8 protein-coding genes and 1 pseudogene are annotated in these 11299 nt (G+C 72.4%); 4 read left to right on the plus strand and 5 right to left on the minus strand.

The window, feature by feature from the left end; all coding sequences use genetic code 11:
• Positions 1-518, minus strand: a pseudogene (locus D471_RS0115665) (1-deoxy-D-xylulose-5-phosphate reductoisomerase); the annotation flags it as partial.
• A gap of 256 nt (positions 519-774) precedes the next feature.
• On the opposite strand from D471_RS0115665, the gene D471_RS0115670 reads away from it, so the two are divergent.
• The gene (locus tag D471_RS0115670; protein WP_017599495.1) at positions 775-2436 is read left to right on the plus strand and encodes a CocE/NonD family hydrolase; all 1662 of its coding nucleotides are present in this window, start codon (positions 775-777) and stop codon (positions 2434-2436) included.
• A 190-nt stretch (positions 2437-2626) separates the two neighbouring features.
• A complete protein-coding gene (locus tag D471_RS0115675) occupies positions 2627-3691 on the plus strand; it encodes a trypsin-like serine peptidase (RefSeq protein WP_017599496.1) in 1065 nt (354 codons plus the stop codon).
• A 64-nt stretch (positions 3692-3755) separates the two neighbouring features.
• Here D471_RS0115675 and D471_RS0115680 read toward each other — a convergent pair whose 3' ends face one another.
• Complete coding sequence (locus D471_RS0115680; protein ID WP_017599497.1) at positions 3756-5180, minus strand: aldehyde dehydrogenase family protein; 1425 nt, start codon at positions 5178-5180, stop codon at positions 3756-3758.
• A 137-nt stretch (positions 5181-5317) separates the two neighbouring features.
• Positions 5318-5704, minus strand: coding sequence for a DUF7691 family protein (locus D471_RS0115685; RefSeq protein ID WP_241479632.1), 387 nt, complete (start codon positions 5702-5704; stop codon positions 5318-5320).
• A 337-nt stretch (positions 5705-6041) separates the two neighbouring features.
• Between D471_RS0115685 and D471_RS0115690 the strand changes: the two genes are divergently transcribed.
• Both D471_RS0115690 and D471_RS0115695 read left to right on the plus strand, forming a co-directional pair.
• Positions 6042-7826 carry a hypothetical protein gene (locus tag D471_RS0115690; protein ID WP_017599499.1) on the plus strand — a complete coding sequence of 595 codons (1785 nt, stop codon included), beginning with the start codon at positions 6042-6044 and terminating at the stop codon, positions 7824-7826.
• A gap of 131 nt (positions 7827-7957) precedes the next feature.
• Positions 7958-8839 carry a hypothetical protein gene (locus D471_RS0115695; protein WP_051059189.1) on the plus strand — a complete coding sequence of 294 codons (882 nt, stop codon included), beginning with the start codon at positions 7958-7960 and terminating at the stop codon, positions 8837-8839.
• Positions 8840-8924: 85 nt separating this feature from the next.
• Here the strand turns inward: D471_RS0115695 and D471_RS0115700 are convergent, their stop codons facing one another.
• Both D471_RS0115700 and D471_RS0115705 read right to left on the minus strand, forming a co-directional pair.
• Positions 8925-9728 carry a hypothetical protein gene (locus D471_RS0115700; RefSeq protein ID WP_017599501.1) on the minus strand — a complete coding sequence of 268 codons (804 nt, stop codon included), beginning with the start codon at positions 9726-9728 and terminating at the stop codon, positions 8925-8927.
• A gap of 167 nt (positions 9729-9895) precedes the next feature.
• Positions 9896-11299, minus strand: a 1404-nt coding sequence (locus D471_RS0115705) for a serine hydrolase domain-containing protein (protein ID WP_017599502.1), incomplete at its 5' end; no start/stop codon positions are given.

Below are 11299 nucleotides of genomic sequence, written 5' to 3' on the forward strand. Positions count from 1 at the left end.
CGGGCGTGGACGTGCCCCTGCGCGAGGCTGGTCAGCTCCCCCTCGGGCACGTGGGGGAAGCACTGTGCGATGGCGTAGTGCTCGGAGTCGACCGGGATGATCTGACCGGGCGCGGCCGCCTCGCGGACCAACGGCCCGCCGATGATGAGGGACTCCTTGTTGGCCAGGGCGAGGGTGCGCCCGGCGCGCAGAGCGGCCAGTGTCGACTCCAGGCCGAGCGCGCCGGTGATGCCGTTGAGGACGACGTCGCACTCGGCGCCCGCCAGTTCGGCGACCCCCTCGGGTCCGGCCAGGACGGTGGCGGTGGCGCCGTGTTCGGCGAGGGCGCGCGTGAGCTCGGGGGCCCGGTCGGTGTCGGCGACGGCCACCAGCCGGGCGCCGAGGTCGGCGGCCTGCTTCGCGAGCAGGTCGATCCGGCCGCCGCCCGCGGCCAGACCCACCACCCGGAAGCGGTCGGGGTTGCGCTGGACGATGTCGACGGCCTGGGTCCCGATCGAGCCGGTCGAGCCGAGGACCACTACGGTTCGCTGCTGTTGTTGTCGCACGTCCTCATTGTTCCGCACCGCGTGGACCGGCACGTGCTTCGGTGGGATTTCGGGGGCTTTACAAGGGAGTGGCGGTGGCTTACCTTACTCGTTAGTAAGTTACCTCACAGTACTCCATGTCCCCCGTCACACTCCGGCCGGACCGGACGGCCGCACCCCCCGATGGCGATGGCGCGACCCATCGGGAACCTCCCGATCCCCCTCCCCCGACATCCCGAGGTTCCCCCTCATGCGTCACACAGACACGCCCGCACCCGTTCCTCGCGGTGGGCGCGCGACCCCCCGCGTCCCGCGCGCGCTCACCCGGCTGCTGTCCTGCGCCCTGGCGGCGGTACTCGCCGTCGCGCTCCTGCCCGCCGCGCCCGCCGCCGCCTCGGTCGGGGCCACCGTGAGCTACGAGACCATCGTCAGCCACGACGGCACCGAACTCGGCGCCAAGGTGATCACCCCGACCGGGGTCGAGGGACCGCACCCGTTGCTGGTCATGCCCTCGGCCTGGGGAACGAACAACCTCATCTACGTGGGCGCCGCCTACCGGCTCGCCTACGAGTCGGGGTACCAGGTGGTCTCCTACACCTCACGCGGCTTCTGGGACTCCGGGGGCGAGGTCCAGATCGCCGGCCCGGAGGACCGGGCCGACGCCAGCGCCGTCATCGACTGGGCCCTGGAGAACACCGACGCCGACCCCGAGCGGATCGGCATGGCCGGGATCTCCTACGGCGGCGGCATCAGCATGCTGACGGCCGCCGAGGACGACCGCGTGCGCGCCGTGGCCGCGATGAGCGGCTGGACCGACCTGGTGCCGTCGCTGTACCCGAACGAGACCATCGACATGCAGTCCGTGGAGGTGCTGCTCGCGCTCGGCAATCTCACCGGCCGCCCCGGCGAGGTCATGCGCGAGGTGGAGGACGGCTACCGGGACGGGGACGTGGGGCCCGCGCTGGAGATGGCGCCCGACCGCTCGGTGGCCACCAAGGTCGACCAGATCAACGCCAACGGCACCGCGATCATGATGGCCAACGCCTGGAACGACGGCTTCTTCCCGCCCGGGCAGATCACGGACTTCTACGAGCGGCTCGAGGGCCCCAAGCGACTCATGCTCACCCCGGGCGACCACGCCACCGCCGAGGCCTTCGGCGCGGCGGGCCTGCCGAACGAGATCTGGGAGTCGGTGGGCGACTGGTTCGACCACCACCTCAAGGGCGAGGCCAACGGGATCGCGGACGAGGACCCGGTCCACGTCAAGCCGAACAACGGCCGCGGCGGGTGGACCACGCACGCCGACTGGCCGTCGGTGACCGGCGCGACGGACCGGTACTACCTGGACCGGCCGAGCACCGGCTGGTTCCGCTGGCAGAGCCGGGGCGCCATGGAGCCGGAGCCGTCGACGGGGTGGGACTACGACTTCCGCACCGGGATCGGCACCACCGCGACGAGCGGGACGGTGCTGCTGTCCGGGGCCCTCCAGCAGTTCTTCGACGTGCCCACCGGCGTCCTGCTCCCGACCGTGGACCGCTACCGCTCGGCCGTGTGGACGAGTCCCACCTACCCGGACGGCGCCCGCGTGGCCGGCGCTCCGGAGGTGACGCTCACCCTGGAGCCCACCGCCGAGGACCAGTCGGTGTTCGTGTACCTGTACGACATCAACGCCTACGGCACGGGTGCGCTGGTCTCCCACGCCCCCTACACCCTGCGGGGCTCCGCCGACGAGCCGGTGACGGTGACCGCCGAGCTCCAGCCGGTCGTGTGGGACGTCCCGGCGGGCCACCGGCTGGCCGTGGTCGTGGACAGCGCGGACCCGCGCTACACGAGTGAGAGCCCGTACTTCAACCGGGTCGAGGTGACCTCTCCCGAGGGCGCCCCGTCCCAGATCACCATCCCGCTCTCCTGACGGCCCGCTCGTTCGCCCGATGACCCGTCCGGTCGACCACCACTCCCGCCGTGGTCGGCCGGGCGCCCCCCGGAGGACGGCGCCTCGGGCACGCGCCGGGGCGACGGGCGGACAGTCTCTCTTCCCAGCGAACGCGAGACACAAACACAAAGTAGTCACTGAGTTACTGAAAGTGTGCGAAGATCAGTCCATGACCTCGCCCACCGCACACAGGATCCTCGCCCCCGTCGCCGCAGTGGCGCTCACCCTCGGGGGAATCGCCCTCCTCGACCTTCCGTCCGGTCCGGCCTCCGCCGTCACCCAGGCCGTCCACATGTCGCAGCCGTCGGAGACGGAGCGGGGGCGGGAGCGGATCGCGCTCTCGCGCATGGACGGTGTGTCCCACCAGAGCGCCGCCGTGACCGACGCCCAGCGCAGGGCCGTGCTCGACTACTGGACGAACGAGCGGATGGCCGCCGCACGGCCGATCACCGGCCTGGTCGGGGAGACGCTCGGGATCGCCGGGCCGGAGGACTCCGCCGGGTCCGACGCCGAGCACCAGGCGGCCCCCCGCACCGACAGCAGCGGCGAGGTCTGGGGCGCCGGCGGTCTGGTGACCCGGACGACCGGCAAGGTGTACCTGACCATGAACGGCCGCGACTTCACGTGCTCGGCGTCGGTCATCGAGGCGGAGAACCGGAGCACCGTGGTCACCGCCGGGCACTGCGCCAAGGACGGGACCGGCTCCTGGGCGCGCAACTGGACCTTCGTGCCCGGGTACCGGGACGGGGAGAGCCCGTACGGCCGCTACACCGCCCGCGACATGCTGGTTTCGCCCCGCTGGTCGCGCGAGGCCGACGACAGCTACGACGTCGCCATGGTCGTGCTCAACACCCACTCCGGCGATGCCGTACAGGACCGGGTCGGGGCGCAGCGGATCTCGTTCTCGGCCTGGGCCGAGGACCGCGCGCGCGAGGGCAGGCAGGTGTACACGTTCGGCTACCCGGCGGCCTCACCCTTCGACGGGCGGCTGCTGCACTACTGCTCGGGCAAGACCTCGCCCGACACGGGGGGCACCACCGCCAACGGAGTGCGGTGCCGGATGACCCAGGGCTCCAGCGGCGGCCCGTGGTTCACCGGGTTCGACCCGCGCACCGGCCGGGGCACGGTCTCGTCCGTCGTCAGCTTCAAGTACGCCGACGACCGCGGCACCCAGTACGGCCCGCGCCTGGGTGAGGAGGCGCGTCGGCTCTACGACGGGGCCGAACGTCTCTGACCCTCGCACGTGAAACGCGCGCGGCCCCGCTCAACGGCGGGGCCGCGCGTCCGTCCGGGGTGTGTCACACGTCGATGCCGGTGAGCACGAGGACGCGCTCGTAGGTGAGGTCCTCCATCGCCGAGCGCACGCCCTCCTTGCCGACACCGGACTTGCGGATGCCGCCGTAGGGCATCTGGTCGGCACGGAAGGTCGGGACGTCGCCGATGACCACACCGCCGACCTCCAGCTCCCGGTGGGCGCGGAAGGCGGTGGGCAGGTCGCGGGTGAAGACGCCCGCCTGGAGTCCGAAATCGCTGTCGTTGACGGCGGAGAACGCGGCGTCGGTGTCGGTCACGCGCTGGACCACCAGGACGGGGCCGAAGACCTCCTCACGGACGACCTTGGCGTCGGCCGGAGCGTCGGCGATGACCGTCGGCGCCACGGTGACACCGTCGCGGGTACCGCCGGTGAGGATCTTGGCGCCCGCCGCCGCGGCCTCCTCGACCCAGGCCTCGACCCGCTCGGCGGCGGCCTCGTCGACCAGCGGGCCGACCTCGGTGGCCGGGTCGGCGGGGTCGCCCACACCGAGCGCCTCCACCTGGTCGACCAGCTTCGCGACGAACGCGTCGTGGACCGAGTCCTCGACGATCACGCGCTGGACGCCGATGCAGACCTGGCCCGCCTGGTTGTTGCCGAACAGGGCGACGCGCTGGGCGGCCCAGTCCAGGTCGGCGTCGGCCAGGACGACGGCGGCGGCGTTGCCGCCGAGCTCCAGGGTGACGTGCTTGTGCGGGGCCCGGCGCTGGAGCTCCCAGCCGAACTGGCCGCCGGTGAAGGAGATGACCGGGAGGCGCTCGTCGGTGATCAGCGACGCGGCGCGCTCGTTGGGCATGGGCAGCACGGACAGGACGCCGCCGGGCAGGTCGGTCTCGGCGATGATCTCACCGAGGATGAGTGCCGTCATCGGCGTGGCCGGGGCGGGCTTGAGGATGATCGGGGCGCCGACGGCCAGGGCCGGGGCGATCTTGTGCGCGACCAGGTTGAGCGGGAAGTTGAACGGGGAGATGCCCAGGACGGGGCCCTTGGGGACGCGGCGGATGAGCGCCATGCGGCCCGTTCCGCCGGGATCGGTGTCCAGGCGCTGGAGCTCGCCGCTGTCCCGGCGGGCCTCCTCGGCGGCCAGACGGAAGACGGACACGGCGCGCCCGACCTCGCCGCGCGCCCACTTGATCGGCTTGCCGCTCTCGGCGGTGATCGTCTGGGCGATCTCCTCGGCGCGCTCCCCCAGCCTGCGGGACACGTGCGCCAGGGCGTCGGCGCGCACGTGCGCGGGCAGGGCGGCGGCCTCGCCGGCGACCGCGTGCGCGGCGGCCACGGCCTCCTCGATCTGGGAAACGGTGGGCACGGCGACGGTGCCCGCGGGTCGACCCGTGTAGGGGTTGACGACGGTGATCTCGGTGTCGCCGGTCGCGGCGGTGCCGGCCAGCCAGAACGGACGCGTAGACATGCCAGGAACGCTAGCCCGCACCGCACGCCCCCGCCTTGTCCACCGTTGCCAACCAACCCCTTGGACTTGGCCACACTGGCGCATCCGGTCGGGTCCTCTCCGCACACGCGCCGGTCGCCGTCCGCGGTGGCGGGCACTCAGTGGTAGAAGCCCACGATCCCGTGGCCCCGTGCCGCCGCGTACCGGATCCACTCGAGGACGGCGTGCACGGACTCCCGCATGGAGTAGTCCTCCAGCGCGTTCACCCGTTCGGCGGAGATTCCGGCCGCCTGTTCCGCGGCCTCGCGCACCTGCCCGGCGAACCACTCCTCACCGGCCCCGCCACCCGTCCACAGGGAGTCCATGCGCACGGCGGTGACACCCAGCTCCTTGAGCGCCTGGTCCACCTCGGCGAACCACCAGTACTTCACGGGGTAGAAGGGGCGGTTGTCGAGGAAGGAGCCGTACGCGTCGCAGTGGGCCCTGGTGTAGTCGTCGGGGAGCGCGCCGAGGTCGACGCTGTAGGCCATCAGTCCAGAACTCATGGCCGCGAACCTACTGTGTGGTGACGACACACGGACGCGCCCGCCACACAGGGACACCTCTTTTCACACCACCTACGACGGGTATCGCTTGGGAATGCCGGTCATCGGGTAACACCACCCGAAAGGTCCGGGGTGCGTTCCGTGGCCGCCGCCCCCAGCGCATCGGGGCACGCGTCCGCCGGACACGCCCTAAGCTGGTCAGACTGAGAAGGGATCCTTGGCCGCCCGACTGGCGTCGGCGGGCGCCTTCGTTCACAGTGGTTGGTGAGGGCTCCGCCCGCGGGTTCGGGCCGGCCCTCGGGTCCACCGCAGCCGACGGGAAGCCCGGGAGCGCTCATTGCCACTTGTCTACCGCACGCTCGTCTCGGTCCCGGAAGCCGACGGTGACCTGGTCACCCTCACTTCGACGGTCCTGTCCCGGTGGCTGAGCAAGAGAGGGAACTCGGGCGCGCGCGTGGACTTCTCCGTCTCCGGCCGTTTCGAACTGAGCAACCGCTCACGGGCGCTCGTGGTCCGGCACGACAATCCCGACGAGGGACTCGTGTTCCTCCGTCTGACCACGGAGTCCGAGAAACCCGACGGCGTGTGGCGCACCGTGGCGACGGCCGTGGTGGATCCCGAGCTCTCCCCCCGCCACCACGTGTGGATCGACATGAGCGTGGAGCCCCTCGACCGCGCCGACCCGCCGTCGGACCAACCGCGGCCGGACGTCATGCCGCCCGAGGCCGCGCGCATGCTCCTGGAGGAGGTCGACGCCCACGACGGCCGTTGGCCCATGCCGTCGACGCCGAGCATCGTGCGCGGCCGCGACGACGCCCTGGTGGAGGCCCTGGTGTCGGCGATCAGGGACCCGGACCGCCGGATGGCGATCGTGGCGACGGGCGTCCCCCGCGACGTCACCGTGGCCGCCTGGCGCACCGCCATGGCCGGTGCCCTGAACCGGTGCACCGGGATGTGCGCCGGATACGTGCTGGACGCCGCCGCGCTCGACCGCGTCGGCGGCCTGTTGCCGGAGGAGCTGGACATCCCCGCGGGCGGGGTGCGCACCTTCTTACCGGGAGTCGATCCGACGGACGCCGACGACCCGACCCGCCATCCCCGGATGAGCCCGGCGACGCTGGACACCGCCCGCGACGGCGACCGCGTCCGCAACTGGGTGGGCGCGGCGCTCTCCCGCAGAGTGCGGGACAACGCGGTCAACACGAAGCTGCCCGCACCGCTGCGGGCCATCGACGCGCTCCTCACGGAGGAGACGGCGGACCTGCGTTCCCGGGCCGGTGCTCGCCCGTCCGTGCCCGCTCCGGCCCACCAGGCGGCCCCGGCTCCGGTCGCCTCGGCCGAACTCGCGGCCGCCCAGGAGCGGGAGGCGCAGGAGCAGTTGACCCAGCGGCTGCGCGACGAGGTCAAACGGCTCAGCGCGCGGATCAGCGAGCTCGCCGACGAACGCCAGGAGCTGCTCGCCGAGACGGCCGACCTGACCGACGAGCTCGACACCGCCCGTGAGCAGCTCCGCGCCGCCCGCCACGAGACCCGGTGGCTGCGCGCCCGGGCCCGTGAGGAGGGGCTCTACCGGCTGGCCGCCGCCCCCGCACCGCGCGACACCCGGCGTCCGCCCCCCACGTGCGTGGGTGAACTCCTGGAACAGATCACCGACGGCTCCGCCCTGCCACACCTGTTCTTCACCATCGAGGACCACGACACGGTGTACGAGCTCTCCGACAGCCGCAAGGAGGGGCTGTGGGTCACCCGGGCCTGGGAGGCGCTGCTGGCCCTGAACGACTACGCCCGCTACCAGTTCGACAACCCCGGCAGCGGGCTGGGCTTCCACTCCTACCTGCGTGAGACCCCGGACGGCTACCAGGTGATCCCGGTCAAGCGGCTGGCGTCGCAGGAGTCGGACTACGTACGCAACCGGGGCAAACTCAACGACAAACGTCTCTTCCGGGTCCCCACGGAGGTGGACCCGGGTGGGCGGGTGCCCATGTACGCCCACATCAAGCTCGACACGGAGTACGGGATCTGCCCGAGGCTGTACTTCTACCCCCACCTGGGGCCGGGCACCACCAACCGCGTCTACGTGGGCTACCTGGGCCGCCACCTGCCGGTGCAGCAGTCGAACTGAGCCCACCCGTCACCCTCCACCACCCTCAACGGACGCCTCCGGCGCAGTTCCTCCCTCTTCGTCACCCTCCACCACCCTCAACGGACGCCCACGGCGCGGCACCCGCGGCCCCGCGTACCCTGGGGGCCGTGATGGGAACGACGACCGGGGCGGTGACCGCCCTCGCCGAACCGGAGTGGCGCGAGCGCGCCCGAGGGCACGAACGACGCGTGGACGCACTCGTCGCCGACCACCTGCGGCGCCGCCGGGAGGGCGAGCGCCACCCGGTGGAGGACTTCCTGTTCACCTACTACAACCTCAAGCCCTCCCAGCTGCGGCGCTGGCACCCGGGTGTGGGCACCGTCCTGCTCGGCGAGGGCGCCCGCGCCCGCCTCGACGAACGGTTCTACACCGCACTCCCCGACGGGGCCGTCGGTCTGGACGCCGACGCCTTCCGCACCGCCCGCCGGGTGGTGGGCTTCGTCGAGCGCCTGCTGTCGGCGGTCGCCGACCGCCCCGCCCACCTGGGCTGCTTCGGGCTGCACGAGTGGGCGATGGTCTACCGGACGGACGAGGTGCGCCACGGACAGGTGCCGCTGCGGCTCGGCCACGAGGGCACCGACCGGGTCGTGGAGTCGCACCGGATCCAGTGCTCCCACTTCGACGCCTTCCGGTTCTTCACCGGGCCCGCCCGGCCGCTCAACACCCTGCGGCCGACCCGCGAGGCCCAGGTCGACCTCGACCAGCCGGGCTGCCTGCACGCCAACATGGACCTGTACAAGTGGGCCTACAAGCTCACTCCGGCCGTCCCCTCGGAGCTGGTCGTGGACTGCTTCGAGCTGTCGAGGGACATCCGGGTCCTGGACATGCGCGCCTCCCCCTACGACCTGGTCGCGTGGGGGTACGAGCCGGTACGGATCGAGACCGCCGAGGGCAAGGCCGAGTACATGGCGGCCCAGCGGGGGTTCGCCGAGCGCGGCGCCGTGCTGCGGCGGCGGCTGTTGGACGTGTGCGCGGCGCTGCGCGCGGCCTGAACCACGCCCCCTGGGAAAACCACCCCGGGCAAGCGGAAGGGGCGGTGCCCGCGGCACCGCCCCCAGGCTCTGACCGAGCGGAACGCTAGCCCTCGGTGGAGCCCTTGCCCCGACGGCTGAGGTAGACGGCCGCTCCGCCGCCCACGACGGCCACGGCGCCGACCGCGACCAGGCCGGCGAGCGCCGATCCGGTCACGGGGAGGCTCGGGGAGTCCTCGTCCGGGGCCGGGGCGTCGTCACCCTCGGTCGGCTCGGGGGTCGGCTCCGGCGTCGGCGTGCTGCCGGGGTCGGTCGGCTCGTCCGAGGGGTCGTCGGTCGGGCTCGGCTCCTCGCTGGGCTCCTCGCTCGGCTCGGGAGTCGGCTCCTCGGTGGGCTCCTCGGTGGGCTCCTCGGTCGGCTCGTCCGAGGGGTCGTCGGTCGGCTCCTCGGTGGGCTCCTCGTCACAGGTCACCTTGAAGACCTTGTGCTTGCCCTCGCCGTTCTCGCCCTCGAAGGTCCAGTTCAGGCGGTAGTGGCCGTCCGGGAGGTCCAGGAGTTCGGTGCTGCCCTCACCCTCCTCGTCCAGGACGAGGGTGTCCTCCAGCACGGTCTCGCGGGAGTCCGGCGAGCCGCCCTGGGTGACGATCTCCCAGTCGACCTCCTGACCGGCGTCGAAGTTGAAGGCCGTGATGTAGAAGCCGCAGACCTTGGGGACGTTGCGGCGGTCCTCCTCGGGACGCTCGGGGTCGTGGATCTTCACTGTGCCGTTGTCGCCGGGGGCGCCGTTTCCGCCACCGTTGCCGGGGTCGGCCGACGCGGCGGCGGCACCGCCGAGAACGAATCCGGCCACGAGGGCCGCGCTGGTGAACAGGCGTGCGCTGAGCACGCCGGGGCCGGGGTTGGGGGACACAGGGAACTCCTGCGGTGTGCGAGCCCGGAGAGCGGGGACCCAGGGCGAATGATGAAAAGGGACGACACAAACTTATCGCGTGTCCCGCCCAGAACAGGAAACACTCGGGCCACGGATACCGAACGGAGACCGTCGCGGCCCGGACGGCAGGCCCGCGACGGCGCTGGTCACGCGTAGGCGGCCACCAGTCCCCAGAGCATGAGAGAACCGAGGGTGAGCGAGAAGACCACCGACAGGACGAACACCGGCACGTGCAGCCACCGCCAGCGCCCGTTCTCCGTGGGCGCTCCGCGCAGGAACCACACCCCGACCGTCACGGCCGCCGCCACCACGCCCGCGGCCAGGGCCCACAGCAGCATGGGGGTCGAGGTCCAGTCCCCGGCGCGCTGTCCGGCGGCGAGCCAGGACAGGGACCCCAGGGACAGCGACACGACGCGCAGGCGGTCGAGGGGGCGCTGGGTGAGGAGGGTACGGCGGCGCAGGAGGAGCGAGAGCAGGAGCACGGGTGGGATCACCGTCATCATCACAGTGGGAACGGTCGTGAGCCAGACCGGAAGGCCTCCGGTCAGCGGCTCGGGGTCGTCCTTCAGGAGTTCGCGGCTCAGGCCCAGGGAGTCGACGGCCATCGAGTTGGCCATGACGACCACCCCGTGGGTGTCGTCGAAGGCCACCATCGTGGCTGTGCCGAGCGTACCGCCGCTGTGCGAGGTCACCCGGCCGACGTCCGGCCAGTCGGAGGTCATCCAGGCCAGACCCAGGTCGAAGCCGTCGAGTCCGCTCGGGTGGTCCGCGGGCACGCCGGGGAAGGCGACGTCCTCGCGGACGGTGTCCAGAGCGCCCGTGCCGGGGGCGGTGCCGTCGGCGACCGCGGTGAGGAACCGGGCCAGGTCGGCCGCGGTGCTCCACGTGGTGATCCCGGCGGGAGCGTAGGCGGTGTTGTCCCACGGTTCGGTCCGCGCCCCGGGAACGACGTTGGGCGCCGCCCCACCCTCGGGGACCCCCTCGACGATGACCGTGTCGTCCATGCCCAGCGGCTCCAGGACCCGCTCGGCGACCAGTTCGGGGTAGGGCGTGCCGCTCTCGGCGGCCAGCGCCGCGCCGAGCACGGAGAAGCCGAGGTTGGAGTACTGGAACTCGCCGGGCCGGTCGGCGGTGGTGGTCGCCAGCGCATCCACCGGGGGCTCGGCGGCGGCGTAGGGGTCGGTGAGGTTGAGCGCGGGCAGGATCCGGGAGCGCAGAGTCGTGCCGTCGGGGGCGGTCGGCAGGCCGGAGTGGTGGGTGGCCAGGTCCTCCAGCGTGGCCCCGGCGACGTCCGGATCGGCGAACTCCGCGTCCGGGAACACCTCGGCCAGGGTGCGGTCGAGCGACGTCTCCCCGTTCTCCACCATGTCGGCCAGGGTCATCGCGGTGATGGTCTTGAACACCGACGCGGTCTCGAAGGGCGTGTCCTCGTCGACGGGATCGGCTCCGTCCAGGGTCCCGCCCCACGAGAACTCGACGGCGTCGGGGGCGTCGACCGGGAACCGCGCCACCGCCAGGCCCTGCACGTCGCGCGGGTCGAGCACGGCCGC

Source organism: Nocardiopsis lucentensis DSM 44048, assembly GCF_000341125.1.
Lineage (GTDB): Bacteria > Actinomycetota > Actinomycetes > Streptosporangiales > Streptosporangiaceae > Nocardiopsis > Nocardiopsis lucentensis.

Bases quoted from the DNA above. Each gene is read 5' to 3' on its own strand.
- D471_RS0115670 (WP_017599495.1), top strand. From the start codon at position 775: ATGCGTCACACAGACACGCCCGCACCCGTTCCTCGCGGTGGGCGCGCG.
- D471_RS0115685 (WP_241479632.1), bottom strand. From the start codon at position 5,704: ATGAGTTCTGGACTGATGGCCTACAGCGTCGACCTCGGCGCGCTCCCC.
- D471_RS0115695 (WP_051059189.1), top strand. From the start codon at position 7,958: ATGGGAACGACGACCGGGGCGGTGACCGCCCTCGCCGAACCGGAGTGG.
- D471_RS0115680 (WP_017599497.1), bottom strand. From the start codon at position 5,180: ATGTCTACGCGTCCGTTCTGGCTGGCCGGCACCGCCGCGACCGGCGAC.
- D471_RS0115675 (WP_017599496.1), top strand. From the start codon at position 2,627: ATGACCTCGCCCACCGCACACAGGATCCTCGCCCCCGTCGCCGCAGTG.